We start from the raw sequence: 25692 nt of genomic DNA, 5'->3' as shown, positions 1-25692 counted from the left end.
TCTCTTCGGGTGAGACGGGGTGCTGTAAGGATGTAGCAAGTGCCCGGGTTGCCTTCTAAAGGTTTCCACTTGTTGGCCGATAATACGACCAGCGGGAACAGGATTAGGCCCGTGTTTTGACGCAGGGTTGGACAATCAACAAGGATGTGGTTTGCGCATGCGTAACAGAATCGGTGCAAACGCCGGGGCAACGGCGAAGGACGTATTCACGCTGGCGGTAGCCGGTACGGTCAGTGCAGGCAAGACAACGGTGCTCAACGCACTGCTGGGCCGCCAACTGCTGTACTCAAGCAACGAGCCGGCAACGGCCACTCACACCGTTCTTCGTCACCGGCCCCACGCATCGCGCGTGGTCTGCGGTGGTTACAGCCGCAATGGCGCACTGGTGGACTTCCGCCGTGGCATGAATGCCGCGACTTACCGTCAATGGAATGCACGCGCCCAGGTGGCGCGCATCCATGTTTCCGGCGACCTGGGGTATGTGGGCGGTGCGCGTGGGAAGTTGGACCTTCACGATCTCCCCGGCGCAAACAACAGCTTGGACAGCGAGCACTGGCACCTTGCCACTAGCAGGCTGTCCAGCGTGCCGTGGCATCTGCTGTGCTTCGTGCTGGATGCCACTGCGCCAGGCACTACCGACGAACATGCACTTCTACAGCGGGTGCGCGCGATTGCCGCTGCGCGTCCACAGAGCAGGCTGTTGTTCGTCCTCAACAAAGTTGATGAAGTAGACCCCGACAGGGAAGAGCCGCTGGAAACCATGGTGCGCCACGCCGTGGAGCGGCTGTCACGGCTGGGGTTTCATGAGCCGTGGGTGGTGCCCACCATGGCGCAGGTTGCGCTGGTGGCCCGGATGCAGATGGCCGGCGGTGCCATATCGGCACGCCAGGCCATGCACTACCAGGCGATGGTGCCGCTCCTTCCCGCCAGTGCACAGGCACTGGTTGCAACTGCCAACGTGCCGGCGCGGGTGCGCGGGCGCCTGCTCCAGCAGGTACATGCCCCGCACTGGAGCGCATTTCTTGATAACCCGCCGCTTCGGCAACTTCCCCGTTCCCTGCTTGCCGCTTCGGTCGTTGCCAGCGGCATCAGTGGCGTGGAAGACATCATTCACCACTGCCTTGCCTTCTCGTGAGTGCCATGACCCAAGTAAGCATCATCCACAACCCATTCACTGTTGAAACCACTTTCCTGATTGATGGAGTAGAGCTGACCGACGGTGCTCGCCTGCACCGCTGCACTAAGCTGCGCATGCAGCTTTGGGTGGACCAGCTGTTCCACGACCTCAAGACCATGTTCAATGGGCACGATACATTCAATGTGATCTTCACCGGGGTGGAGCCGGACTTCCGCGACTTGGAAGTAGCGGCGCAGGCCGCGCGCGACGCAAACATGAAAGTCAACCTGCAGTGGGTGCCGGCAGAGTCCGCAGAGGCAAGGCAGGCCGAAGTTGAAAGCTTGCGCGCGCAGGTGCTCGAGCACCCTGGTTATGCGTCGGTGCTGAAAGATGATGCCGTGTCGCGCGCGGCGTTGCACGATCTGGGCAACAACGATTTCGATGTGTACATCGTGGCCACCATGTCCTCTGGCAAATCCACATTGATCAACGCCATGCTTGGGCGTGACCTGTTGCCGGCGGGCAATGAAGCCACCACCGCCACCATTACCCGCATCTACCACGACGAGAGCGTGGCGCCCGGACAGTTCAGGGGAAGGCGCTTTGATGCCTCCAATGAGTTGCTTGACGAGTCCGAAAATCTGGATCTGGCGACCATGCGGGCCTGGAACAAGGACCCGGAAACCAGCCTGGTGGAAGTGCACGGGCCAATTCAGGCTGCCCGTGGTGGCGGCCATGCACGCCTGGTGCTTACCGATACCCCGGGTCCGAACAATGGAAGCGACCAGGCGCATGGCGTCACCACCATGCGCTACATCCAGGACACAACCCGCAACCCCTTGATTCTGTATGTGTTGAACGCAACCCAACGTGGCATCACCGATGACTCCCGTCTGTTGAAGCTGGTGGCGCAGACCATTGCGCAAGGCGGACGCCAAGCCAGTGACCGTTTCATCTTCGTGCTCAACAAGATGGACACGCTGGATGACGAGGCCGGTGATGATGTGGCTGGGATGCTGGCGCGCACGCGCCAATACCTGCAGGAGCATGGCATCCATAACCCCCAGATCTTCCCGGTGTCTGCCTATGCATCGCGGTTGATCCGCTTCCCGGAGGCGGTGTTGTCCAGCAAGGAACGCTGCGGCAAAGCGTCGTTTCTAGAGTGGTTCCAGGGTGAGCCCAGCATGGACCTGGCCCAATACGCCCCGCTGCGCGTGCGTGAGCGCACCCTGGCTGGAGCAGGCGATGCCGCGGCGTTGGAACGCCGCAGTGGGCTGCCGGCGTTGGAGTCAACGGTAGGCGCGTACATCGAGAAATACCATCTTCCGGACCGGTTCAAGCGAAGCCATGATGCCGTTGCTCGCCTGGTGGACGAGGCTATCAACCGGCACAAGGCCATTGAAGACCTGGAGGCCGGCAATGTGCAGGCCCTGGCCGCCGAGGTTGAAAAGCTACGGGCGCGCTATGAGCGGGGCGTGGATGGTCAGGCGCTGGCAGAACAGCTGAGCCGTGACCACCACGAGCTGACCAAGGATGCTGAAGCGGCGTTGGTGACTGTTGCAGGGAGGCTCCACGCCTATGCGCGTGAGGACATGGCAAAGTTCCAAGGCGACGTAACCCCCGCGCAGGCGAGGCAGTTGGTCAAGGAATGGGGCGAGCACATGAACTCCCGTCACAAGGAAGTCCTTGGCGCATACCAACTTGCGTTCGAAGCCGAGCAGGAAACGCTTAAGAAAGATCTGCAGAGCCGCTACCACGCGCTGGTTTCGAGCAGCGTGGGCCAGATTGACGCGGTTCAGTTCCCGGCACTCGCGCGCCTTATGCGCAGTGCGGGCAACCTATCGTTTGCTCCGGCGGTGACAAGCGAGCATATAGAAACACGATCCATCCGAAAGGGCACGCGCGAAGTGATGGACCGCAAGCTGTTCAACCCGATCTCCTGGTTCAAGCCAAAGGTTGAGATCGTGTACGGCGAAGAGAAGTACGTGGACTTGGTCGAGTTCTACAAAACTGAACATCACGGGCCTACGGCGCATTTCAAGGCGCTTGAAAAGACGGCGCGCGCTGCCATGGTGCGTGAGGGGCAGAAGCTGCGCGAGGTGTTCGTTGAACACGTGCGTACCGTGTTCCAGCCACGCGTGGCCGAGTTGTTTGACCAAGCCCAGGCCCGCATCGAAGACCGTGACCTGCGCGTAGCTGCACTCGCGGAGGCAACCGAACTGCGCCGCTGGAGCGAGACGATTCGCCAGCGGCTGGGCACAACCTTGGCCGTACAGGAGGTACACGGATGAATACCACGGAACTACGCACGGGCGAGGACTGGTTGAGGGCAGTGCCTGATGTGACCATGCCCGTGGAATCACTGGAAGTGGCACTTCATGCATGGCAGGCGAAAGGAACGGTCTTGATGCCTTACGCGGTGACTGAAATGGTCCCGGCGACCAAGCCGGACAGAGCCCATTGGACGGCGCAGTACTTCTTCCGCCAAGTCACCCATGCCAAACACAATTTTTCCGCTGAACGCGCCGAGCACTTGTTGCGGGTTCGTGCCTACTTGGAGCAGCTTGGCGCCGCTGGCTTTGTGAAGTTGACGGATAGCACGCCGCTGGCGAAGGATGAAGTGGACGCGACCGCAGTAGCCGCGGCCTTTTCACCTACCTCCAGCCTAGCGCGTGCGCTTGGTACGGGCGATGCAGGCATCATCCGCTCGGCGCTTGTGCTGGAGCTGGCCGATGCCCGGCTCAGTGGGGCTTACCTGCAGGCGGCGATGGCACTGGCAGCAGACCAGAAGGAAACGGTGTTTGTCCCGTTCGAGGAAGGGCGCTTCATGGCGCCATTGAACGGCGATCGGGCCGCTTGGTCTTCGCAGTACCACGATGACCAAATGGTGTACCTGGACGCCAACTTCAGCATCGAACGCTTCCTGCACGTGGTGGATGTTCGCGAGCACCTGCGCTTGAAGGGCGCGGCAGGCTTTGCGCCCCTGCCGCCGGCTCCTGTGGCGGCCACCCAGTCAGCTAAAGCGGGTAGTACGGGCGATGCGTCGGCACCCCGGCATGGCGTTGCTCCCGAGGGAGACACTTCTAAAGGCAACAGGCCTGGCTGGGCGGGACGCATTGCCATGCTGCTGGCCGCCGGGATTGCCGCACTTGCGGCGTATTTCCGTGGGGAGCGCCGATGAACCTGCCTGTTACCGAAACCGTTGAGAACGCCGGCGTGGCACTGCGCGAGCGCGCGGCGGCAGCACTCGAAAGCGCCCGCATGCAGATCAACCGCACCTACCTTTCCGAGCTTGACCAGTACGTGGTGCTGCCGCTGCCGCAGGACCAAGCACAACTCAGCGCCGCCACCGATGTGCGCCTGTACCGGCTTTGCCGGCTGGTGCATGAGAACCGGCAATCGGTGCTTGAGAGCCTCACGGCGGCCTACACCGCGCTGGGGGCTTCGGGCTACGCGGTGCTGCTGTATCTGGATTCGGATGGTGAAAAGACCGATGTGTTCATCGGCACACGTGGGGCGCCCGCCCGTTTCCAAGGTGAAAGTGCTGGTACGCTGTTGCAGGAGGCATTCCGGGGCCATTTTGCTGGCAGCGCCATGGAATCGCTAAGCGCCGGAGAAGTGGGTCAAACGCTGCAGGATTTGGTGTCGTCGCGCACAAGCCGCAGCGGTTATGTCTCTGCGGTGACCGGCGTGCCTTCGCTGGCGACCGAAGACGTGCATCGTTTCGCGCAGGGGCTGGAGCGCTTTCTGGATGCGGCCGAGCGGCGCCCTTACCGCGCGCTGATTCTGGCCGAGCCGCTGGAAAGCCATCAGCTGGAAAGCATCCGCACCGGTTACGAGCAGGTGGCCACTCAGTTGGCGCCGCTGCAAAAGATGAGCTGGAGCTTTGGTGACCAGGACAGCTACAGCGTTGGCACCACGCTGAGCCGAAGCGTGGGCGAAACGCTGGGCCACAGCATGGGCCTGACGGAAACGACCGGGCGAAGCGATACCGTTGGCAGCAGCACCACGCACACCACTGGCACCAGCAGTGGCACGCAGTCGCCAACGACGGGCGGGAAGGTGGCCGGTGTGGTGGCCACGGGCATCAACGCTGCGGGCATGGCCGTGTCGGTTGCCACGGGCGGGGCCGCAGCACCGGTCGTCATGCCCGCCGCCATGATGCTGGGATCGGTGGTGCGGGAGACATTCGCCGGCAGCGAGTCGCAGGGAACCAGCACCTCTGATTCCACCGGCACCAGCAACACTGTTAGCACGTCCAGCGGAAAGTCAAAGTCCAGAACCACCTCGCGCACGGCCAGCGATACCGTTACCGATGGGCGCTCGGACACCACTACTGAGGGGTCTTCCCGACAGTTGACGGTGGAGTTCAACGACAAGGGCATTGAGCAGTTGCTGCTCCGCGTTGACCAGCACCTAGCCCGGGTAGAGGAAGCGCGCACCTACGGTGGCTGGAGCGCTTCGGCCTACTTCGTGGCGGACAGTAAGGCCGGCACGGAAGCGCTGTCCAGCATCTTCCTTGGCTTGGTGCGCGGCAAGAACAGCAGCCAGGAAGACTTCGCTGTAACCACGTGGTGCGATGACGCGCGCACCCGGGTACTGGCGTGGCTTGGCCAGCTCACGCACCCCAAGCTGCGGCGGCAGCTTTTGGGCAGTGGCGCCGCGCACCTGACCACGCCGGCCACTCTGCTGTCCGGGCGTGAGGTCGCGTTGCAATTGAGTCTGCCGCGCCGTTCCACATCCACGGTCAGCGTGGTGGAAACCCAGGCCTTTGGCCGCCGTATCCAGCATGTGGACGGCACCGCAAACCGTCCGCCGCAGGCACGCACCGTTGCTCTGGGAAAGATGCGTCACCTGTGGGAGAACCTGGCGCAGCCAGTGGCACTGGATATGGACCAGCTGTGCCGCCACATGTTCATTTGCGGCTCCACCGGCTCTGGCAAGAGCAACGCGATTTACAGCCTGCTCAAGCAGACCCATGCCGCCGGTGTGCCCTTCCTGGTCATCGAGCCTGCCAAGGGCGAGTACAAGCATGTACTGGGGCACTGGCCGGGCGTGCGGGTGCTGGGGACCAATCCCATGCAGGCTGAGTTGCTGCGTATCAACCCGTTTGCGTTTCCCGACCAGATCCATGTGCTGGAACATGTGGACCGTATGGTGGAGATATTCAACGTCTGCTGGCCCCTGTATGCGGCCATGCCCGCAGTTCTGAAGGAGGCCATCCTGCAAGCCTACACGCACTGCGGCTGGGACTTGGAGGCATCGTGCAACACGCGTGCGCCACGTGTCTTTCCTGGCTTTGGCGATCTTCTGGAATCGTTGCAGCGGGTGATCACTTCATCGGACTATGCCGAGGAAGCCAAGTCCAACTACAAGGGCGCGCTCGGTACCCGAGTGCAGTCGTTGTGCAACGGGCTCAACGCGCGCCTGTTCGGCACGGATGAACTGGATGACAGCGCGCTGTTTGATTCGTCGGTGGTAGTGGACCTGAGCAGGGTGGGCTCCAGCGAAACCCGGGCGCTCGTCATGGGTATGCTGGTCATGCGCCTCAGTGAGTACCGAATGGCCACAGGCGGTATGAATCAGTCGCTGCGTCATCTCACGGTGCTCGAAGAGGCCCACAACCTGCTGCCTCGCAGCGTTGCCAGCGGGCCGGAAGGGGGAAGCATGGCGGGGAAGTCGGTAGAAATGCTGGCCGCCGCCATTGCCGAAATGCGCACCTATGGCGAGGGTTTCATCATTGCCGACCAGTCCCCGCATGCCGTGGACATGGCCGCCATCCGTAATACCAACATCAAGGTAGTGCTGCGCCTGCCGGAAGAAGCTGATCGTCGCCTGGTTGGCGGATCCATGGGCCTGAGCGAGGGCCAGGTTGCAGAGATCGCACGCCTGCCCTGTGGGGCCGCGGTGATCCACCAAAATGACTGGCTGGAACCGGTTTTGTGCCAGATGGACTACTTGGTAACAGAGGCAATGCCGTTCGTGCCGGCAGTGTCTTCTCACACTGCGGTGGATGCGGCGCAGTGGCGCGCCCAGATTGCTAATCTCTTGTTGGGCCGGCGAGTGCCTCGGGCACCGAGAGTAGACATTCGCCTCCTGCGGCAGGGGTTGGCTGACATGCCAATGCCCAGCCGGGTACGGTTGGCGTTGGAGAAAATGCTGCAGGCACGCATGGAAGGCGCTCCAATGCCGGGCGACGCAGCAGAGGGCTTTGACCAGTTGGCAGCGCTGTTGGTGGACGCGTGGGGCTGCCGCCGGGAGGTGGCGGCTGCAGGGCGTAGTGTGGTGGAGTTGCAGGCTGCGCGCGACCACCTGCGACGTGTTATCACCCGGCTGGCGCCAGATACCCTGCCGCAGATACAAGTGGCGGTGGAACAGTGCATGGTGCGGGAGATTTATTCCACGGACGCGTCAAGCAAATCACTTTATGCCGAATGGCACCGTTGTATGAAGGAAGAGACAGCATGATGGATCAGAGCGTGGTGGGTCGCGACGGAGCCGGCAGGAACGAAATTCCCTGGGGCAAGGGCCCGATGGAGCGCACCGAGGTGCAGATCGACATTCGTCGGTTGGACGTTACGGTGCATGTCACCCAGGAAACCCGTGGGGAGCTTCCTCCCGTTTCTGAGGACACCCGCAATGAGCTGAAGGACAACGGGTGGCCGGAATCGCTGGTAGATGACCTTGGGAGTGAGGCAGAAGCCAACATTTACAAGGGTGCGGGGCTTGAGGCAAAGGAAGTCAATGGCAAGCCGGCACTTGTGCGCACGGACATAGATCTGGAAAAGCAGGATATTTTTGGCGCAACCAACCTGGAGCGAATGACGGCCGGATTGCCACCGCTTGACCAGAACGGCAGGCCCATCGAGCTGCATCATATTGGTCAGAGGCAGGACTCCTCCCTGGCGGAACTCACCAAAGCTGAGCACTGTGGAAGTGGAAACGATAACGTGCTCCACAACAAACGGCAGGAGTCTACGATTAATCGCGATGGTTTCGCTAAGGAACGCGCTGAGCACTGGAAGGCGCGCGCCGCTGACTTCAAGGCAGGAGAATGAGCATGACCGAGACTTTCGACCAGCTTGAAGCCGCGCTCAACGCAGGCCAGGCCACCACCCGTCCTGTGCCGGCCGAAGCGATTATCCAGGCCGAGCAGCAGTTGGGGCTGGACTTTGGCGCGGCCTACCGTGAATACCTGCGCCGCTTTGGCGTGATTGTTCACGGCAGCACCGAGGTTTATGGCCTGGGTGTGCCTGACGGCTACTACTTGAATATCCTGGCGGCCTACGCGGATCTCGCCCAGGATGCGAGCTACCCGCTGGGCGCGTTGCCCCTGGTTGATGAAGGGGATGGCCACTACTATCTTTACGACACCATTGCCAAGGACATCGTGCTTTGGGCGATGCCCAACGGCGGCATTGTGCGACGTGTTCCCGAAAGCCTCGGTGGATTCCTACTGAAGCGTCTTGTTCAGGAGCAGGGTATGTGAGGTTCTTCAACCAACTCCGGGGGAGGCCGTCCGGATATTCAGGAAGGAGTCCGCTTCATCTTGTTTTCTCGACAACTGCAAATCTAGCTGGTCGGCCGTGCGCCTTCTCCCCCGGGATGGGGGAAGAACCTTGTTGTACCCAAGTTTTTCGCCAAGGGAACCGGTCCGCCGTATAGCGCCATGCCCTGCAGGGCTGCCGTGGGCGTGCCTGCACTAAGCCAGGTAGCGCGACACTTCGATCAGATTCCGGTCCAGATCGCGGAAGTAGACAGACAGGATCGGTCCAGTCGCACCGGTCCGCTGTACCGGTCCTTCTTCCACGGTCACGCCGTGCGCCTGCAGATGCGCCAGGATCTCGTCCATGGTCGCGTAGGTGATCAGACACACGTCCGCCGAGCCCGGCGTCGGCCGTGCGGCCTTGGGGTCGAACTCGCGCCCCTGCGCATGCAGGTTGATCTTCTGCAGCCCGAAGCGCAGCGCCTTGCGGCCTTCGCCGAAGGTTTCCACCTCCATGCCTAGAACACGCTGATAGAACGCACAGGTCGCGGCGACATCCGCCACGGTCAGGACCAGGTGGTCCAATCGGTCGATATGCAGGTCGGTCATCGGTGTCACGCAGCTGGCAGTCAGTACCGCTGAACTGTAAAACCGGGGACGCAAGGCGGGGGTGAATGCCCGTGTCCATCAGCACTGCATGCGGGCTGCGCAGCGGGCCTGCAGGACAGGCGCCGTGCTCATTCGCCGCAGCCGGCGACCTTGGGTGGCACGGCCTTGGCGCGTGCCCGCTCGCGCTGCGCGGCCTGCGGACACCCGCCAGGCCCGCGCGGGTCAGCCGGGCGTGTCCGCCGGACGGATTCGCAGGACATCACCGCGTAAAGCGCCCGCACACCGCATCGCGCTGCTAACGTGGCCTCGCCTTCGACCGGGGAGATCCCATGTTCCGTTCTACCGTCGCTGTCCTTGCCGTCCTGATCGCCAGCGTCATGCCGCAGGCCGCTTCCGCCGCCGAGCCGTTGCCCAAGGTGATCGGCGCGTACTATCCGGGGGGCTCCGCGGACCGCTATCCGGTGCAGAACATTCCCGCCGGCACGCTGACCCATCTGTTCTACGCGTTCGCCACCATCGACCAGGGGCAGTGCGTGGTCGCGCCGGACGCGGATGCGCACTTCAAGGCGCTGGCCACGCTCAAGCGCGCGCATCCCACGCTGCACACGCTGATCTCGATCGGCGGCTGGAACGCCGGGGGATTCTCAGATGCGGCGCTGACCGCCGAAAGCCGCCAGCGCTTCGTGTCGTCCTGTGTGGCGATGTTCTTCGAACGTCATCGCGGCAGTTTCGATGGAGTGGATATTGATTGGGAATTCCCCGTGTATGGCGGCCCGACCGAGATCACCGACCGCCCGGAAGACCGTCGCAACATGACCTTGCTGGTGCGCGAGTTCCGCCGCCAGCTGGATGCGCTGGACAAGGCCGACGGCCAGCATCGGCTGGTCACCGCTGCGCTGCCGGCCGGCCGCGTGCAGACCGATGGCCCGTATGATCCGGCACGGAGCTATGAGCTCAAGGAGCTGGCCCGCACGCTCGATTTCATCAACCTGATGAGCTACGACATGGGCACCGGTTTCTCGGCGGTGTCCACCTTCAACGCGCCGCTGCACGCGGTGCCTGAAGATCCGCTGGCGCCCGAGCTGAAGCGCTGGAACAGCGTGGCCGGTGCGGTGGCCTACTACGAGCAGCACGGCGTGCCCAAAGACAAACTGGTGCTGGGTGTTCCGTTCTACGGCCGCGGCTTCAAGCTGGAAAGTGATGCCAACCAGGGTCTGTATCAGCGCTACAGCGCGCCGCATCCGGCCGGCGACTGGCGCCAGATCCAGGCCAGCATGCTCGGCCAGCCCGGCTGGGAGCGGCAGTGGCACCCGGTCGCGCAGACTCCGTGGCTGTACAACGCCACCGAGAAGGTCTTCGTCAGCTACGAGGATCCCACCTCGATCGGCCTGCGCGCCAACTTCGCCAAGGACAGCGGTCTGCGCGGCGTTTTCATGTGGGAGCTGACCGGTGACGATGCGCAGGGCAGCCTGCTCAAGGCAATGGTGGCGCCGTTCCAGCCCCCCGCGAAGTAAGCCCGCCGGGAAGTGTCACCGCGACGCAGGCTCGTGCCCTATGCTTGCCCGCATGGAGACCGTCCGCCTGCTGGATCTGCACATCGACCGCACCGCCCAGCAGGTGCGGCGAGGGCATGAGATCTTGCCGGTTGGCGGGCTGAGTTGGCGGCTGCTGGATTGCCTGCTGGCCCACGGCAACGCTGTCGTCGAATTCGACACGCTCGCCGATCAGGTATGGGCACCAGCGGTGGTCGGCGAGGATGCGATCAGCCAGCGGGTGAAGCTGCTCCGGCAGGCGCTGGGCGATGACGGCCGGCGGCCGCGCTACATCCGCTCGGTCCGGAGCCGCGGCTACCAGTTGTGCACCTCGCCACAGGTGGTGATGTGCGACAACGCCGCCAACGCCAACGCCAACGCCAGTGCTGATGGCGCCCTGGTCGCACCACGCCGACACGGGCGCGCACGCTGGATCTGGCTGATCTCGGGCGTGGCGATCGCCGCTGCGGCTGTCGTCTTTGCCCTGGTCCGTCCCGCTGCCGCACCCGCGTCGCCTGCCGATCCGGTGCTGCAGCGCGCCGCGTATTACGCAGGCATCGGCCAGGCCAGCAACAACGAACGGGCGATGGCCTTGTACCGCCAGGCGCTGCAGATCGACCCCGAGTCGTTGATCGCGCAACGTGGACTCGCCCGTGCGCTGGCGGCGGATGCCTGCCTGTTCAACGGCGGCCGCGAACGCGCGCAGGAAGCGCTGGCGCTGGCCAGCCAGGTGGTACGCGCGGCACCGGAGGATGCCGCAGGCTGGGCGGCGCGCGGCTACGCCCACGATTGCCTCGGTGCGATGCCGCAGGCCATGGCCGACTACCAGCAGGCCCTGCAGCGCGACCCGGCTGACGAGCGCACCCGCGCTTCGCTGGCGTATCTGCATCAGGAGCGCGGGCATCTTGCGCAGGCGCTGCAGGACAACCTGTCGCTGCGGGCACCCGAACGTGTCCGCTTCCGCGACGTGCAGGTCGCACGCGAACTGGAGCTGCTGGGTTTCAGCGCTGCCGCCGCTCGCCGGCACGCGCACAACTTCCAGCTCTATCCGGACAATGTGTTCGCCAACATTGCCTGGCCGCACAGCCTGCTGGCGATGGGGGAGTCCGGCAAGGCACGGCAGGCGCTTGATCAGGCGCTCGCGCGCGGAACGCCACACCCGCAGTTGCTGCGCCTGCAGGGCGAGTTGCTGCTGTTGAGCGGGAATCGGACGGGCGCTGCTGAAGCCTTCGAGCAGAGCCGGGCATTGCGCCCGCAGCAGTCGATGGGACAGACCCTGGCCGGCCTGTATGGCGATCCAGCGCCTACGCCCGCATGGATTGCCGAGCGCCTGCAGATGCTGACAGGGCAGGGCGACGATGGCTGGTCCGACACCTCACTGGAGCGTGCGATGCTGCTGCAGGCCCGGGGCGAGGAGGCCGCTGCGCTGACCGCCCTGCATCAGGCGGTGAGCGCCGGCTTCCGCGATGCCGCGTGGTTGCGCGCCACCCCCTTGTTTGCCCCGCTGCATGATGCGGCAGGCTGGCAGGGCCTGCTCGACACGATCGAGGCGGACGTATCTGCGCAGCGTGCCCAGGTGTTGGCCGCCCCGTGGCGGCCAACAGACCTCGCTGGCCTCAGCGCAGCGCCGGGAGCAGGAACTCGGTGAGGATGCGGCGCGACTGCGGGTGGGCGTAGCTGCGGTTGTAGGCCTGGCTGGTGATCACCGCCACCAGCTTTTTCTCCGGCATCACGAACACGTAGTTGCCACCGTTGCCGGACATCGTCCAGATAGTGGTTTGCTGCCCATCGACCGGAAGCTTCAGCCCCCACCATTGATAGCCGTAGTCGCTGCCATCACCGGCGGTGGCCTGGGCGCTCACCATCGCCCGCACATAGCCGGCGGGAATCAGCTGCTTGCCCTGCCAGCGTCCCTCGGCCAGCACCAGTTCGCCCAGCCGCGCGAGATCCCGGCTGCGGTAACGCGTCCCACCGCCGCCCATGCCGATGCCCTCCGGTGAGCGGTTCCACTTGCTTGCGGTGATGCCCAGCGGGCGCTCCAGCACCTGCGCGGCGTAGTCGGCCAACGGCTGTTTCGTGGCCTGTTCCAGCACCGCGCCGAGCACGAAGGAGTTTGCCGTGCAGTAGGCATGCGCGCGGCCATGCGGGCTGTCTTCCGGCCGCGTCATCCAAGGTGCGAACCCTTTGACGGGGAGCGCCAGCACGAAGTCCAGCCAGTGCTCGGTCACGTACATGCGCTCCTCGTGGCCGGCCGAGAACGCGTTCTCGTCATCGCACTCCCACAGCGTGCTCATGGTCAGCAGGTCTTCCACGGTGGTGGTGCGCAGCCGCGGGTCGACCGGGTGGTGGGCGGTGAACCCGGGGAAGTAGTCGTACACGCGGGCCTGCACGCCGGGCAGGGAGCCGTCACCGATGGCGACGCCGACCAGCATCGCGGTGACACTCTTGCTGGCCGAGCGCACGTCGTTGAGGGTGTCCGCCGTGCCACCGTTGAAGTAGCCCTCGTAGGCCACCTGGCCGTCCACCAGCAGCAGGACGCTGGTGATCTGTTTGATGTCCTGGGTGGCGATCGCCGACTCCAGCGCGGTGATCCGGGCGCTGTCCAGCGCTGCGGGTGCGGCGGGAGAGGTCAGTGGAACGGCGGTCGCCAGGGCGAAGACCAAGGCGGCAAGTCGGGGTCGATGGTGGGGCATGGGCAGGGCTCCTCGAGATGAGGGGCGACTACGCCATGGCGCGGTCTGAAGTGCTGGAAATGCGCCTGAAGAATTCTGAAGGCCCGCCGCAGCAGGCCTCGCGGGCGATCAGCGCGGTGCACTCCAGACGCTGTTCGGGTCGCCATGGCGTGCGCGGCGCAGGCTTGCCCGTGCCAGCGTGGCAAATCCGAATGCCAGTGCGAGCGCCACCGCATCCACCCAGAACAGCGGCCAGTAGCCGCGTGCCGCGCTCGCCCACGGCCAGAAGCCGGTGAGCGCGCCGTGCATCACCGCCACCAGCGCGGTGCTGAGTGCCGCCGCCCACAGCAGTTCGCGGGCCGCCTGGTCGGGGCGGCGCAGCGCCGCCCACAGGGCACAGATGGCCCAGGTGACGAAGCAGATCCAGCGGATGCCGTGGTCCACCGCCTGCGGCGCGACCTGCTCCAGGATCTGCGCGCCGACGAAGCTGGCCGAGACCGCCACGCACAACCCGATGCAAACGCCCACCGTGGCGCGGGCCATGTTGATCTGCGCGCGGCCCTGTTCCACCTGGCGCCGCTTGCGCCGCGATTCGATCCACAGCAGGTTGCCGGAATAGAACAGGAAGGCGCCGCCCAGGCCGAGCAGGAAGTACAGCCATACCACCACCCCATTGCCGAACTCACCAAAGTGCAGCGCATAGGCAGCGCTGAGAGTGGCGTGGTTGGCATCGCGCTGGCCGGGCAACTGGCTGCTCAGCAGGCGGCCGGTGGCCGCATCCAGGCCGACCGCGCCAAGCGGCCCCAGGGTGCCGCCGGATTCGCCGGTGATCTCGATCGTGGCGTTGGCGTCGCCGGCATGGGCGAGCTTGAGGAAGGCCGGCTCGAAATCGGCCACGCCCTGCGCGCGGGCCACCTCGATGGCGCGTGCATGCAGCATCCGCAGATGGGTGTCATCACCGGGCTGGCCGCTGGGTTCGCGCACCGGTGCGGTGTCCATCGCCGCCGGCACCGCCTGCAGCAGCTTGCCGTCGAAGATCAGGGGATTCAGCGCCGCCATCTGCAGGAAGATCAGGCACAGCAGCGCCCCGGTCACCGCGAACATCAGATGGAACGGCAGACTGAGCACGCCGATCACGTTGTGCGCGTCCTGCCACATCTGCTTGAGGTTGCGGCCCGGGCGCAGCGCGAACAGATCGCCCAGCAGCTTGGGCAGGTGGATGACCAGCCCGCTGAGCAGGGCCACGCCATACAGCAGGCTGACGATGCCCATCAGGTAGGTGCCGGCGACCGGCAGGCCGAGGCTGTAATGCAGTTCGTTGACCAGCTCTGCCAGCCCGGTCTGCGGCGGCGTCACGCTGCCGTCGTAGTGGTCCAGCCACGCATACAGCCAGGTGCCCTGGGCATCCTGCCAATACGCGATCGGCTGCGGGTGGTCGCCGCCGGGGAAGGTCATGCCCACATGGGTGCGCGCGGCCGGGTGGCGCTCGAGCACGCCATCGAGCAGGCGCTGCGCATCGTCCAGGCTCGCGGCCGGCGTATCCACCGCGTGCGGGGTCTGCCACAGCGGCAGATCATGATGGAACAGGGTCAGCGCGCCGGCGTAGAACGCGACGAACAGCGCGAATCCGGCGACCAGGCCGACCCACGTATGCAGGGTGGTGAAGGTGCGCAGGGTCTGGGAACTGAACTTCATCGCATCGCTCTCATTGCACCGCGCCGGTCAGGCGCAGCAGCCACAGCAGGCCGAACCCGGCCAGGGCGGTCGCGCTCATCACGGCCCAGGCACGCAGCCCGGTGCGGAAACTGAAGGCCCAGATCGCGGCCAGCATCCACAGCGGAATGAAGGCGATCAGGCTCGGTACCAGCGCGTTCTGCCACGGCCCCGGCGGCAGCCAGGCGATCAGCCCGGTGGCGGCGGCGGCGACAAAGAAGCCGGCCAGGAGGCCCGCGCCCGCGCGCGCCCACATCAGCGCATCACCTGTGCCGGACGGTGCCAGGCGGCCAGCAGCGGCAGCGCGATCGCCACCAGCATCCAGCTGCACAGCATCACCACCACCCCGGTGGCGATGCCCAGATTGGCGATCCACAGCCACAGCGCTGCCACGGCAGCCACCAGGCTGATCTGCCGGCCGAGCCGGCCGGCACGGCGCAGGCGCGGCCAGCGGCAGTGCGGCGAGGCGGCATACAGCGCCAGCGCCGAAAAGGCGGAGCCGGCCAGCGCCAGGCTGCAGAAACCAAGCGAGGTCAGGGCGACCGTGATCATCGGGTGGCCGCCAGCGGCGCCGGCGCCGGAACGGGCGGCAGGGCGATGCGGGCCGGGCAGGAAGCGGGGCAGGGCATGGGGGATCCAATCGGCAACCCTGTCCTGGGCAGGACAGTAACCCGCGCATGGTAATCATTGCCGTTTATGGGCGCCACACGTCCACATTCAGGCGCCTGGGCGGGGCACGCCGGCGCGCGGCGGCGCATTCATCGGCGGATTGGTTTAAGATCAGGGCATCTCTATCGAGGCAACAAGGTGGCCCGCGCCCTGCGCCGGTCTAGCGTGTGACATGAGCACTACCACCGCCCACCGCTGAACGCCCCCGACGGCCCCTGACGCAGGCGCCTTCGTGGCGCTTTTTTATTGCCTCGTCCCCCGGATTCTCCAGGCTCCCCTGCGGGCCACCAGACCAAAGCACTCTCATGATCGCGATCACGCTCCCCGACGGCAGCCGCCGTGAATTCGAAAACCCCGTCAGTGTCATGGACGTCGCCCAGTCGATCGGCGCCGGCCTGGCCAAGGCCACCATCGCCGGCTCGGTGGATGGCGTGCTGGTCGATGCCAGTGACGTCATCGACCACGATGCCAGCCTGCGCATCATCACCGCCAAGGACGAGGAGGGGGTGGAGATCATCCGCCACTCCGCCGCCCATCTGGTCGGCCATGCGGTCAAGCAGCTGTACCCGGACGTCAAGATGGTGATCGGCCCGGTCATCGCCGAAGGCTTCTACTACGACATCTACTCCGAGCGTCCGTTCACGCCCGAGGACATGGCCGCCATCGAAAAGCGCATGGGCGAGCTGATCGCGCAGGACTACGACGTCATCAAGAAGGTCACCCCGCGTGCGGAGGTCATCGAGATCTTCAAGGCGCGTGGCGAGGACTACAAGCTGCGCCTGATCGAGGACATGTCGCCGGAGATCCAGGCGATGGGCATGTACTACCACCAGGAATACGTGGACATGTGCCGCGGCCCGCACGTGCCCAACACGCGCTTCCTGAAAGCCTTCAAGCTGACCCGCATTTCCGGGGCCTACTGGCGCGGCGATGCCAAGAACGAGCAGCTGCAGCGCATCTACGGCACCGCCTGGGCCGACAAGAAGCAGCTCGAGGCCTACATCAAGCGCATCGAAGAAGCCGAAATGCGCGATCACCGCCGCATCGGCAAGCAGCAGGAGCTGTTCCACCTGCAGGAAGAGGCCCCGGGCCTGGTGTTCTGGCACCCCAAGGGCTGGGCGCTGTGGCAGGTGGTCGAGCAGCACATGCGCCGTGTGTACCGCGACAGCGGCTACGGCGAAGTGCGCTGCCCGCAGATCCTGGACGTGTCGCTGTGGCAGAAGTCCGGCCACTGGGACAACTACCAGGAAAACATGTTCTTCACCGAATCGGAGAAGCGCACCTACGCGGTCAAGCCGATGAACTGCCCGGGCCACATCCAGGTGTTCAACCAGGGCCTGCACAGCTACCGCGACCTGCCGATCCGCTACGGTGAGTTCGGCTCGTGCCACCGCAACGAGCCGTCCGGCGCGCTGCACGGCATCCTGCGCGTGCGTGGTTTCACCCAGGACGACGGCCACGTGTTCTGCACCGAATCGCAGATCGAAGCCGAAGTGACGGCCTTCCACCAGCAGGCGCTGGCGGTCTACACGACCTTCGGTTTCGACGAGATCCAGATCAAGATCGCGCTGCGCCCGGAAAAGCGCTTGGGCGACGATGCCACCTGGGACAAGGCCGAAGCCGCGCTGCGCTCGGCGCTGGGCAACTGCGGTGTGGAGTGGCAGGAGCTGCCCGGCGAGGGCGCCTTCTACGGCCCGAAGATCGAGTACCACCTCAAGGACGCCATCGGCCGTACCTGGCAGCTGGGCACCATGCAGGTCGATTTCATGATGCCCGGCCGCCTTGGCGCCGAGTACGTGGACGAGAACAGCCAGAAGAAGCACCCGGTCATGCTGCACCGGGCGATCGTCGGCTCGATGGAGCGCTTCATCGGCATCCTGATCGAGCACCACGCCGGGTCCTTCCCGTCCTGGCTGGCCCCGACCCAGGTGGTGGTGGCCAATATCACCGACGCCCAGGCTGAATACGTCAGCGAAGTCAGGAAAACCCTTGCAGATCAAGGCTTCCGCGTGAACGCCGATTTGCGCAACGAGAAGATCGGATATAAGATTCGCGAGCATACGCTGCAGCGGGTCCCGTACCTGCTGGTGGTTGGCGACCGTGAGAAGGAAAATGGCGCCGTGGCCGTGCGTACGCGCTCTGGCGAAGATCTGGGCAGCATGTCCGTCCAGGCCTTCATCGAGCGGTTGCAGGCAGAACAGTCCGTGTAAGAAAGTCCCGGCCCTGCGGATGCTCCGCGATGGGCCGGTTTGATTCCTCTGGGAGATTGCAATATCAGTACCCCTGACAACAAACAGAACCGCAAGAATCAGGAAATCCGGGTGCCGCGCGTCCGCGTGATCGGCAGCGACGGAGAAATGATTGGTGTGTTGACGCGTGACGAAGCGCTGTCGATGGCCGAAGACGAAGGTCTGGACCTGGTCGAGATTCAGCCGCAGGCTGATCCGCCGGTGTGCAAGATCATGGACTTCGGCAAGTTCAAGTTCGAAGCGCAGAAGAAGGCCAACGAGGCCAAGAAGAAGACCAAGCAGGTCGAGATCAAGGAAGTGAAGTTCCGCCCGGTCACCGATGAAGGTGATTACCAGATCAAGCTGCGCAAGATGCGCGGGTTCCTGGAAGAGGGCGACAAGATCAAGGTCAACATCCGCTTCCGTGGCCGTGAAATGAGCCATCAGGAACTGGGTCGCGAGATGGCCAACCGGATCGAAGGTGATCTGGGCGAAGACATCGTGATCGAGTCCCGTCCGCGCCTTGAAGGCCGGCAGATGGTGATGATGATCGCGCCGAAGAAGAAATAACCGGCCCCGGCCGGCGGTTTCGATTCGCGTAACAGGCAGGGGCGCCTTTTCAGGCGCCTGTTGCCGTTTGCCGTGGCTGCAGCCTCCTGCGGCCCGTCCGGTGGGCGTTCCACGCCTGCCCGCACCGGTAAACACCCGCCCAATCAAGCGTTTGCAACTGCCTGGATTCACGGGCATAATGGGCGGCCCCGTTTTGCGGGGGTGCTGTTTTGAACGGTTTCCCGCCCCGCAAGGGCACGCTGTTTCAACGGCAAACAGGACCGGCCTGGTTCCCATTGGGGATCCCGGGCTTACAAGCAGGCAAGGGCACGGACGGAAAGTGTGGCAATGCCACCGCCCTGGTCAGTGACAAAACATCATCAAGGACATAGCAATGCCCAAGATCAAGACCAACCGGGCGGCGGCCAAGCGCTTCCGCAAGACCGCATCCGGTAAGTTCAAGGCTGGCCACGCCAACCGTAGCCACATCCTCACGAAGAAGTCGACCAAGCGGAAGCGCAATCTGCGTCAGACGAACCATGTTCGTGCAGAAGACGCAGGCCGTTTGAATCGTATGCTTCCCTACCTCTGAGGACTGACACATGGCACGAGTAAAGCGTGGCGTACAGGCGCGTCGCCGCCACAAGAAAATTCTGACCCTGGCGAAGGGTTACTACAACGCTCGCCGCAAGGTCTTCCGCGTTGCCAAGCAGGCCGTGATCAAGGCACAGCAGTACGCCTACATCGGTCGTAAGCAGAAGAAGCGCAATTTCCGTTCGCTGTGGATCACCCGCATCAACGCGGCTGCCCGCATCAACGGCCTGAGCTACAGCCGTTTCATGAACGGCCTGCTCAAGTCCGGCATCACCCTGGACCGTAAGGTTCTGGCTGACATCGCCGTGCACGACGCAGCTGGTTTTGCTGCACTGGCCGAAAAGGCCAAGGGCGCACTGGCGGCATAAGTCCATTCCCCTGCCGTTGCCGTTCACGCGCAACGGCTGTGGGTAAGGCAAATGCATGGGGAAGGGCGCAAGTCCTTCCCCATTCTTTTTTGTGTTGGCGGTGGCCCTCCCGGTGCCATTGATCGACAGCGGTGGCGACGGGGGTCGGCCCGACGCGCATCGCGATGGCATACCGACGCGAGGCTCCGGCTATCCATGAGTGACATCCAATCCCTGACCACGCAGGCACTGGCCGACGTGGCCGCTGCCCAGAGCCCCGACGCGCTGGAAGCCCTGCGCGTGGCCCTGCTGGGCAAGAACGGCAGCATCACCGCCCAGCTCAAGCAGCTCGGTGGCCTGCCGGCCGATGAGCGCAAAGCCGCCGGCGAAGCCATCAACCGTGCCCGTGACGCGCTGAGCAGCGCGCTGGGTGATCGCAAGACCGTGCTGGAAGACGCTGCGCTGGACGCGCGCCTGGCCGCCGAAGCGATCGACATCACCCTGCCAGGCCGTCGCGAAGAGCGCGGTGGCCTGCACCCGGTGACCCGTACCCTCGAGCGCATCACCGAGATCTTCGGCCGCCTCGGTTACGAGCTCTCCGAAGGGCCGGAAATCGAAGATGACTGGCACAACTTCGAAGCGCTGAACTTCCCGCCGCACCACCCGGCGCGCGCGATGCACGACACCTTCTATTTCGGCGATGGCCGCCTGCTGCGCACGCATACCTCCGGGGTGCAGGTGCGCTACATGGGCGAGCACGCACCGCCGCTGCGCATGATCGCGGCCGGCAAGGTGTACCGCAGCGACAGCGACCAGACCCATTCGCCGATGTTCCACCAGGTCGAAGGCCTGCTGGTCGACGAGCACTCCACGTTCGCCGATCTGAAGGGCACGCTGTCCGAGTTCGTGCGCGCGTTCTTCGAGCGCGATTTCGAGATGCGTTTCCGTCCCAGCTACTTCCCCTTCGTGGAACCGGGCGCGGAAGTGGACATCGCCTGGCAGCAGCCTGACGGCAGCACCCGCTGGCTGGAAGTGCTCGGCTGCGGCATGGTCCACCCGAACGTGCTGCGCAGCGTCGGCATCGATCCGGAGCGCTACACCGGCTTCGCCTTCGGCCTGGGCGTGGAGCGCTTTGCGATGCTGCGTTACGGCGTCAACGACCTGCGCGCGTTCTTCGAAAACGACGTGCGGTTCCTGAAGCAGTTCGCGTAACAGCGGAACCGCCGGGCAGCCCCCGGCGCTACGTCGCACCACCATTCATCACGGCCCAGGCGCCTGCGCCGGGTCCACCAGGGTGACACCATGAAATTCTCTGAAAACTGGCTGCGCAGCCACGTCCCGACCACCGTCTCGCGCGATGAGCTCAGCGCGGTGCTGACCGCGATCGGTCTGGAAGTGGAAGACGTGGATGCGCTGGGCGATGGCCTGCAGCATGTCGTCGTGGCGAAGATCATTTCGGCCGAACGCCATCCCGAAGCCGACCGCCTGCAGATCTGCCAGGTCGATGCGGGGCAGGGCGAGCACCTGCAGATCGTGTGCGGTGCGCCGAACGCGCGCCCGGGCCTGGTCGCGCCGCTGGCGATGGTCGGCGCGCAGATCGGCGAGCTGAAGATCAAGCCGGCCAAGCTGCGTGGCGTGGAATCCAACGGCATGCTGTGCTCGGCCAAGGAGCTGGGCCTGGACACCGATGCGTCCGGCCTGTTCGAACTGCCCGACGATGCGCCCGTCGGCCAGACGCTGGTCGAGTACCTCGGCCTGCCCGACGCCAGCATCGAGATCAAGCTGACCCCGAACCGCGCCGACTGTTTCAGCATCCGCGGCATCGCCTTCGACGTGGCCGCTGCGTGCGCCAGTGAAGTGGTGCCGTTCGATGCCGCGCCGGTCGCCGCCGTGGGCACGCGTGAACTGTCCATCCAGCTGGACGCTGGCGCCGAAGCGCCGCGCTATGTCGGCCGCGTGATCGAGGGCGTCAACGCCCGCGCCGCGACCCCGCTGTGGATGGCCGAGCGCCTGCGCCGCAGCGGCGTGCGCCCGGTCTCGCTGCTGGTGGACGTCACCCAGTACGTGATGCTCGAGCTCGGCCAGCCGATGCATGCCTTCGATCTGGGCACCCTGCAGGGCAGCATCGGCGTGCGCCGTTCGCGCGCGGGTGAGACCCTGAAGCTGCTCGACGGCCGCGACGCCGCGCTGGACGACAGCTTCCTGCTGGTCACCGACGCCGACCGCCCGATCGCGCTGGCCGGCCTGATGGGCGGCTTCGATACGCGCGTCACCGACGCCACCACGAACGTGTTCCTGGAGGCCGCGCACTTTGCGCCCGCCGCGATCATGGGCCGTGGCCGCAAGCTGGGTCTGCATACCGATGCCGGCCACCGCTTCGAGCGCGGCGTCGACCCGGTGCTGCCGCGCACGGCGATTGAATACGCCACCCGCCTGATCCTGGATCTGGCCGGCGGCACCCCGGCGCCGGTCACCGAGGCCTTGCGTGAGGCGGACCTGCCGGCTACCGCCACCATCGGCCTGCGCCGCGCCCGTATCGCGCGCGTGCTCGGTATCCAGATCGCCGACGCCGATGTGGAGCGCATCCTGCGCGCGCTGGGCATGGACGTGACCGCGACTGTGGAGGGCTGGCAGGTCATCGCGCCGAGCCGCCGCTTCGATATCGCCATCGAAGAAGACCTCATCGAAGAACTGGCCCGCATCCACGGCTACGAGCAGATCCCGACCACCTTGCCGGGCGGTGCCTCGCGCATTGCCATGCCGACCGAGACCCGCCTGGACGAGCTGAGCGTGCGCCGCCAGCTGGTCGCCCGCGACCTGCAGGAAACCATCAATTACGCCTTCGTCGATGCCGCGCTGCTTGCGCAGTGGCAGTTGAGCGAAGGGCTGGTCGCGCTGGCCAACCCGCTGTCGGCCGAACTGGCGGTGATGCGCCCGTCGTTGCTACCGGGCCTGGTCGCCACCCTGGGCCGCAACGCGGCCCGCCAGCTGGGCCGCGTGCGCCTGTTCGAACTGGGTCGCGTGTTCCACCAGCAGGCCGGCGAGGGCCAGCCCGCGCCGCTGGAAACCCAGCGCGTGGCTGCCGCGATCTGTGGCGATGCCGACACCCAGCAGTGGGGCCTGCCGACCCGCAAGGTCGATTTCCATGACCTCAAGGGTGACCTAGAATCGTTGGCCGCTGCCAGCGGCGCCGCGCTCGAGTTCAAGCCGTCGCAGCGTCCGTATGGGCACCCCGCACGCTCGGCCGAGGTCTACCGTGACGGCGTGAGCCTGGGCTGGATCGGCCAGATCCACCCGCGCCTGGCCAAGGCCATGGATATCGACGTGGACGTGGTTGCCTTCGAGCTGGACCTGGCCCCGCTGGCCGCCCGCGCGCTGCCGCGCGCGACCGAGCTGTCGCGGTTCCCGTCGATGCGCCGCGATCTGGCCTTCCTGGTGCCCGAAGCTGCCGCCTGGGCCGACCTGGAAGCCACCCTGCGCCGGGCCGTCGGCCCGCTGCTGCGCGAGGTCACCCTGTTCGACCGGTACGTCGGCCAGGGGGTCGAGCCGGGCTTCAAGAGTCTCGCTATGGGCTTGATTTTGCAGGACAAGTCGCGCACTCTGACGGACCGCGACGTGGATGCGGTGGTGGCCGAGGCGGTCTCTGCCATGGAGCGTGAACATCACGCCCGGATCCGCGGTTGAACGGGAAGCATGGGGGATAGCAGGCAATGGCATTGACCAAGGCGGAGATGGCCGAGAAGCTGTTCGACGAAGTCGGTCTGAACAAGCGCGAAGCCAAGGAATTTGTCGACGCGTTCTTCGATGTGCTGCGTGAAGCATTGGAACAGGGACGTCAGGTGAAGCTGTCCGGCTTCGGGAATTTCGACCTGCGGCGCAAGAACCAGCGCCCGGGTCGCAACCCCAAGACCGGTGAGGAAATTCCGATTTCCGCCCGTACGGTGGTCACCTTCCGTCCGGGCCAGAAGCTCAAGGAAAGGGTAGAGGCATATGCTGGATCCGGGCAGTAACCGAGAACTTCCGCCGATACCGGCCAAGCGCTACTTCACCATCGGTGAGGTCAGCGAACTGTGCGACGTCAAGCCGCACGTGCTGCGCTACTGGGAAACCGAGTTCCCCAGCCTGGAGCCGGCCAAGCGCCGCGGCAATCGCCGCTACTACCAGCGCCACGACGTGCTGATGGTCCGCCAGATCCGCGGCCTGCTCTACGAGCAGGGCTACACCATCGGCGGTGCGCGCCTGCGCCTGGAAGGTGCCGATGCGCGCGAGGAATCGGCGCTGAGCAACCAGATCATCAAGCAGACGCGGATGGAACTGGAAGAAGTGCTTCAATTGCTGCGCCGCTGAACCATTTTTCACGCAAACCCGTTATACTCGTCGGCCCGCTGAGAGGCGGGGACATTGCCAGCATCATCGGGGCGTAGCGCAGCCTGGTAGCGCATCTGCCTGGGGGGCAGAGGGTCGTCGGTTCAAATCCGGCCGTCCCGACCAATGTTGGTGATTCGATCAAAGGCTTGTGCAGCGATGCGCAGGCCTTTTTTCTTTGTGGGCGGCTTACCCGCGGCGGTGCTCACGGCTCAGCGAATGTACCCTGACCGCAAGATCACCTCATCCACCGCCGCCACATCGTCGTACCGCAGCTCGATCAACGTGGCGATCGCCTTGGCTTTGTCCGGTTGTGCCGCGTAGTAGGCGCTGGCGATGCGATACCCCACGTAATACCCCAGATCACTGACCCCGAAACGGTTGGCGCTGCCGTTGTACAGCCAGTCGCGGTAGTCGTTGCCGCGACGGTCCCCCTGGAACTGCCGCTTGAGCTCGGCTTCGTGCGCCGGCCCATACACGTACAGCGGCAGGTCGGGCTTCTTTCCGGTGACCTGTTCGGCCACCAGTTCCGCCACGCCCTCACGCAGCGCGTACTGCGCCAAGGTGTCGCCGGCCTCGATCTGCTGGGTGTGGATGTACTCGTGGATGTTGTTCTGGCCGTTGTTGTGGAATGGCCGGGAGGCATAGAACGTGCGCAGTCGCGTCTGCAGCGGCTGGGGAAGTTCGGACACGTCCACGGTGTCATCGCCCAGGGCGAGTTCGGCGCCGATCAATACCTTGTCGTCCAACGTGGTGCCGCCGGTGCGCAGCACGCCGATCGCATAGGTGATGCTGGCCGGGCGCAATGCCGGATACAGGCGCTTCAACGTGGCAAGGTCAGCTTCCAGCCCGGTGGTCGCAGCGAAGGCCCGGTGGGTCAGCGGGCGCACAGACGCCCAGTAGCGCGGCCAGGCATCGATCACGGCCACGTACTGCCCGGCGGTATAGGCGCGGGCCTGCATCAAGGCATGCAGGCCGGGCGTGCCCCTGTCGATGTAGAGCAACTGGATGAGTTGCTGTTTGCGCGCTGGGTCTTGTTCGCTGCGGATCGCATCGTGGGCGATCCAGAAGTTCTCGATGTCGGCGGTGACCACCTGCGCCGAGCCGTGTTGCTCGGCCGCGGCCGAGCCCAGCGGCAGCAGACCTGCGATGAGCAGCGCCGGGAGTATCCGCATCCATGGCTTCATGTCGTCCCTCGTTCGGTGGCTGTCCCATCGTTGGATGCCGGCAGCGGCCAGAAGGTTTAAAGCCGTCGCCTCACTGAGCGTGCAACGGCAGCGGCCGGTCGATCACCACGTCCTTCATCACCAGGGTGGAGGTGAGCCGCTGCACGCCGGGCAGGGCGGAAAGGTGCTCGTCGTAAAGCTGCCGGAACGCGGCCAGGTCGCGGGTGATGACGTGCAGCAGGTAGTCCGGGTCGCCGAACAGGCGCTGTGCCTGCAGGACCTGCGGCACCTCGGCGACAGCCTGCTCAAAAGCGTCCACGGCGTGGCGGTCGCCGTCGCGCAGGGTGATGAACACCAGGGCCGAGAACTTCAGGCCCAGTGCGGCGGGATCGAGCTCGGCGCGGTAGCCCCGAATCGCGCCGGACTGTTCCAAGGCGCGCACGCGTCGGTGGCAGGGCGAAACGCTCAGTCCGATGCGCTCGGCCAGTTCGGTCACGGTAAGGCGACCGTCTTTCTGCAGCTCGGCAAGAATCCGCTGATCGGTGATGTCCATGCGCAAGAGTTTCCTCCTGAGTGGCCGTGCCGGGCAAGTATTTGGAAGCACATTCCAAAGGAGCGGGAATATTCTTCTGTCTGGCACACGGA

The 25692-nt window shown here is 65.0% G+C and carries 23 protein-coding genes and 1 tRNA gene; 17 read left to right on the top strand and 7 right to left on the bottom strand.

What is annotated here, in order from left to right; translation table 11 throughout:
* Window positions 1-157 precede the first annotated feature (157 nt).
* From ACTT2I_RS12020 to ACTT2I_RS11995, 6 genes are read left to right on the top strand one after another with little or no spacing between them, the layout of a single operon-like run.
* A complete protein-coding gene (locus tag ACTT2I_RS12020; RefSeq protein WP_421099278.1) occupies window positions 158-1135 on the top strand; it encodes a dynamin family protein in 978 nt (325 codons plus the stop codon).
* A 5-nt stretch (window positions 1136-1140) separates the two neighbouring features.
* Window positions 1141-3408, top strand: a complete 2268-nt coding sequence (locus ACTT2I_RS12015) for a dynamin family protein (RefSeq protein WP_421099279.1) — start codon at window positions 1141-1143, stop codon at window positions 3406-3408.
* A complete protein-coding gene (locus ACTT2I_RS12010) occupies window positions 3405-4298 on the top strand; it encodes a hypothetical protein (protein WP_421099280.1) in 894 nt (297 codons plus the stop codon). Before ACTT2I_RS12015 ends, ACTT2I_RS12010 begins: the two co-directional genes overlap by 4 nt.
* On the top strand, window positions 4295-7585 hold the full coding sequence (locus ACTT2I_RS12005) for an ATP-binding protein (protein ID WP_421099281.1): 3291 nt from the start codon (window positions 4295-4297) through the stop codon (window positions 7583-7585). Before ACTT2I_RS12010 ends, ACTT2I_RS12005 begins: the two co-directional genes overlap by 4 nt.
* The gene (locus ACTT2I_RS12000; protein WP_421099282.1) at window positions 7582-8175 is read left to right on the top strand and encodes an HNH/ENDO VII family nuclease; all 594 of its coding nucleotides are present in this window, start codon (window positions 7582-7584) and stop codon (window positions 8173-8175) included. Before ACTT2I_RS12005 ends, ACTT2I_RS12000 begins: the two co-directional genes overlap by 4 nt.
* Window positions 8176-8177: 2 nt before the next feature.
* Complete coding sequence (locus ACTT2I_RS11995) at window positions 8178-8606, top strand: SMI1/KNR4 family protein (protein ID WP_421099283.1); 429 nt, start codon at window positions 8178-8180, stop codon at window positions 8604-8606.
* Between the two features lie 213 nt (window positions 8607-8819).
* Here ACTT2I_RS11995 and ACTT2I_RS11990 read toward each other — a convergent pair whose 3' ends face one another.
* Window positions 8820-9203, bottom strand: a complete 384-nt coding sequence (locus ACTT2I_RS11990; protein ID WP_421099415.1) for a VOC family protein — start codon at window positions 9201-9203, stop codon at window positions 8820-8822.
* A 338-nt stretch (window positions 9204-9541) separates the two neighbouring features.
* Here ACTT2I_RS11990 and ACTT2I_RS11985 point away from each other — a divergent pair, with 338 nt between their 5' ends.
* Complete coding sequence (locus ACTT2I_RS11985; protein WP_421099284.1) at window positions 9542-10726, top strand: glycoside hydrolase family 18 protein; 1185 nt, start codon at window positions 9542-9544, stop codon at window positions 10724-10726.
* Window positions 10727-10778: 52 nt separating this feature from the next.
* On the top strand, window positions 10779-12392 hold the full coding sequence (locus tag ACTT2I_RS11980) for a winged helix-turn-helix domain-containing protein (protein ID WP_421099285.1): 1614 nt from the start codon (window positions 10779-10781) through the stop codon (window positions 12390-12392).
* Here the strand turns inward: ACTT2I_RS11980 and ACTT2I_RS11975 are convergent.
* The 4 genes from ACTT2I_RS11975 to ACTT2I_RS11960 all read right to left on the bottom strand — a co-directional run bounded on the left by ACTT2I_RS11975 (window position 12361) and on the right by ACTT2I_RS11960 (window position 15681).
* Window positions 12361-13437, bottom strand: a complete 1077-nt coding sequence (locus ACTT2I_RS11975; protein ID WP_421099286.1) for a serine hydrolase domain-containing protein — start codon at window positions 13435-13437, stop codon at window positions 12361-12363. The two genes, ACTT2I_RS11980 and ACTT2I_RS11975, sit on opposite strands and share 32 nt — an antisense overlap.
* A gap of 108 nt (window positions 13438-13545) precedes the next feature.
* Window positions 13546-15111 (bottom strand): PepSY-associated TM helix domain-containing protein, encoded by a 1566-nt coding sequence (locus tag ACTT2I_RS11970; RefSeq protein ID WP_421099287.1) that lies wholly within the window; start codon window positions 15109-15111, stop codon window positions 13546-13548.
* 10 nt (window positions 15112-15121) lie between these two features.
* Complete coding sequence (locus tag ACTT2I_RS11965; RefSeq protein WP_088432534.1) at window positions 15122-15385, bottom strand: hypothetical protein; 264 nt, start codon at window positions 15383-15385, stop codon at window positions 15122-15124.
* Window positions 15385-15681 carry a hypothetical protein gene (locus ACTT2I_RS11960; protein ID WP_088432535.1) on the bottom strand — a complete coding sequence of 99 codons (297 nt, stop codon included), beginning with the start codon at window positions 15679-15681 and terminating at the stop codon, window positions 15385-15387. Before ACTT2I_RS11960 ends, ACTT2I_RS11965 begins: the two co-directional genes overlap by 1 nt.
* A 422-nt stretch (window positions 15682-16103) precedes the next feature.
* On the opposite strand from ACTT2I_RS11960, the gene thrS reads away from it, so the two are divergent.
* The 9 genes from thrS to ACTT2I_RS11915 all read left to right on the top strand — a co-directional run bounded on the left by thrS (window position 16104) and on the right by ACTT2I_RS11915 (window position 24007).
* Entirely contained in the window at window positions 16104-18008 is a 1905-nt protein-coding gene (gene thrS / locus ACTT2I_RS11955; protein WP_088432536.1) for a threonine--tRNA ligase, read from the top strand.
* Between the two features lie 48 nt (window positions 18009-18056).
* Complete coding sequence (gene infC, locus ACTT2I_RS11950) at window positions 18057-18596, top strand: translation initiation factor IF-3 (protein ID WP_172407481.1); 540 nt, start codon at window positions 18057-18059, stop codon at window positions 18594-18596.
* 373 nt (window positions 18597-18969) lie between these two features.
* On the top strand, window positions 18970-19167 hold the full coding sequence (gene rpmI, locus ACTT2I_RS11945) for a 50S ribosomal protein L35 (protein WP_017355265.1): 198 nt from the start codon (window positions 18970-18972) through the stop codon (window positions 19165-19167).
* A gap of 10 nt (window positions 19168-19177) precedes the next feature.
* Window positions 19178-19537, top strand: a complete 360-nt coding sequence (rplT, locus tag ACTT2I_RS11940) for a 50S ribosomal protein L20 (RefSeq protein ID WP_017355264.1) — start codon at window positions 19178-19180, stop codon at window positions 19535-19537.
* A gap of 195 nt (window positions 19538-19732) precedes the next feature.
* Entirely contained in the window at window positions 19733-20728 is a 996-nt protein-coding gene (locus ACTT2I_RS11935) for a phenylalanine--tRNA ligase subunit alpha (protein ID WP_088432537.1), read from the top strand.
* Between the two features lie 90 nt (window positions 20729-20818).
* Entirely contained in the window at window positions 20819-23200 is a 2382-nt protein-coding gene (gene pheT, locus ACTT2I_RS11930; RefSeq protein ID WP_421099288.1) for a phenylalanine--tRNA ligase subunit beta, read from the top strand.
* 26 nt (window positions 23201-23226) lie between these two features.
* Window positions 23227-23526 carry an integration host factor subunit alpha gene (locus ACTT2I_RS11925; protein WP_005410432.1) on the top strand — a complete coding sequence of 100 codons (300 nt, stop codon included), beginning with the start codon at window positions 23227-23229 and terminating at the stop codon, window positions 23524-23526.
* Window positions 23507-23863: a MerR family transcriptional regulator gene (locus tag ACTT2I_RS11920; protein ID WP_019182707.1), complete on the top strand. Its 357-nt coding sequence runs from the start codon at window positions 23507-23509 to the stop codon at window positions 23861-23863. Before ACTT2I_RS11925 ends, ACTT2I_RS11920 begins: the two co-directional genes overlap by 20 nt.
* Before the next feature lie 67 nt (window positions 23864-23930).
* Window positions 23931-24007, top strand: a tRNA-Pro gene (locus ACTT2I_RS11915).
* Between the two features lie 86 nt (window positions 24008-24093).
* On the opposite strand, the gene ACTT2I_RS11910 is transcribed toward ACTT2I_RS11915, so the two are convergent.
* Together ACTT2I_RS11910 and ACTT2I_RS11905 are read right to left on the bottom strand one after the other, a co-directional pair.
* Window positions 24094-25056, bottom strand: coding sequence for a hypothetical protein (locus ACTT2I_RS11910; RefSeq protein WP_421099416.1), 963 nt, complete (start codon window positions 25054-25056; stop codon window positions 24094-24096).
* 82 nt (window positions 25057-25138) lie between these two features.
* Window positions 25139-25600, bottom strand: a complete 462-nt coding sequence (locus ACTT2I_RS11905; protein WP_026069711.1) for an Lrp/AsnC family transcriptional regulator — start codon at window positions 25598-25600, stop codon at window positions 25139-25141.
* Window positions 25601-25692: the final 92 nt, after the last annotated feature.

It is taken from the genome of Stenotrophomonas sp. PUT21 (genome assembly GCF_052232875.1).
Classification (GTDB): Bacteria; Pseudomonadota; Gammaproteobacteria; order Xanthomonadales; family Xanthomonadaceae; genus Stenotrophomonas; species Stenotrophomonas maltophilia_N.
This window is presented reverse-complemented; position numbering and strand designations above follow the sequence as displayed.

Coding starts and splice junctions, on each gene's coding strand:
- ACTT2I_RS12020 (WP_421099278.1), top strand. CDS start 158: ATGCGTAACAGAATCGGTGCAAACGCCGGGGCAACGGCGAAGGACGTA.
- ACTT2I_RS12015 (WP_421099279.1), top strand. CDS start 1,141: ATGACCCAAGTAAGCATCATCCACAACCCATTCACTGTTGAAACCACT.
- ACTT2I_RS12010 (WP_421099280.1), top strand. CDS start 3,405: ATGAATACCACGGAACTACGCACGGGCGAGGACTGGTTGAGGGCAGTG.
- ACTT2I_RS12005 (WP_421099281.1), top strand. CDS start 4,295: ATGAACCTGCCTGTTACCGAAACCGTTGAGAACGCCGGCGTGGCACTG.
- ACTT2I_RS12000 (WP_421099282.1), top strand. CDS start 7,582: ATGATGGATCAGAGCGTGGTGGGTCGCGACGGAGCCGGCAGGAACGAA.
- ACTT2I_RS11995 (WP_421099283.1), top strand. CDS start 8,178: ATGACCGAGACTTTCGACCAGCTTGAAGCCGCGCTCAACGCAGGCCAG.
- ACTT2I_RS11985 (WP_421099284.1), top strand. CDS start 9,542: ATGTTCCGTTCTACCGTCGCTGTCCTTGCCGTCCTGATCGCCAGCGTC.
- ACTT2I_RS11980 (WP_421099285.1), top strand. CDS start 10,779: ATGGAGACCGTCCGCCTGCTGGATCTGCACATCGACCGCACCGCCCAG.
- ACTT2I_RS11975 (WP_421099286.1), bottom strand. CDS start 13,437: ATGCCCCACCATCGACCCCGACTTGCCGCCTTGGTCTTCGCCCTGGCG.
- ACTT2I_RS11970 (WP_421099287.1), bottom strand. CDS start 15,111: ATGAAGTTCAGTTCCCAGACCCTGCGCACCTTCACCACCCTGCATACG.
- ACTT2I_RS11965 (WP_088432534.1), bottom strand. CDS start 15,385: ATGTGGGCGCGCGCGGGCGCGGGCCTCCTGGCCGGCTTCTTTGTCGCC.
- ACTT2I_RS11960 (WP_088432535.1), bottom strand. CDS start 15,681: ATGATCACGGTCGCCCTGACCTCGCTTGGTTTCTGCAGCCTGGCGCTG.
- thrS (WP_088432536.1), top strand. CDS start 16,104: ATGATCGCGATCACGCTCCCCGACGGCAGCCGCCGTGAATTCGAAAAC.
- rpmI (WP_017355265.1), top strand. CDS start 18,970: ATGCCCAAGATCAAGACCAACCGGGCGGCGGCCAAGCGCTTCCGCAAG.
- rplT (WP_017355264.1), top strand. CDS start 19,178: ATGGCACGAGTAAAGCGTGGCGTACAGGCGCGTCGCCGCCACAAGAAA.
- ACTT2I_RS11935 (WP_088432537.1), top strand. CDS start 19,733: ATGAGTGACATCCAATCCCTGACCACGCAGGCACTGGCCGACGTGGCC.
- pheT (WP_421099288.1), top strand. CDS start 20,819: ATGAAATTCTCTGAAAACTGGCTGCGCAGCCACGTCCCGACCACCGTC.
- ACTT2I_RS11925 (WP_005410432.1), top strand. CDS start 23,227: ATGGCATTGACCAAGGCGGAGATGGCCGAGAAGCTGTTCGACGAAGTC.
- ACTT2I_RS11920 (WP_019182707.1), top strand. CDS start 23,507: ATGCTGGATCCGGGCAGTAACCGAGAACTTCCGCCGATACCGGCCAAG.
- ACTT2I_RS11910 (WP_421099416.1), bottom strand. CDS start 25,056: ATGCGGATACTCCCGGCGCTGCTCATCGCAGGTCTGCTGCCGCTGGGC.
- ACTT2I_RS11905 (WP_026069711.1), bottom strand. CDS start 25,600: ATGGACATCACCGATCAGCGGATTCTTGCCGAGCTGCAGAAAGACGGT.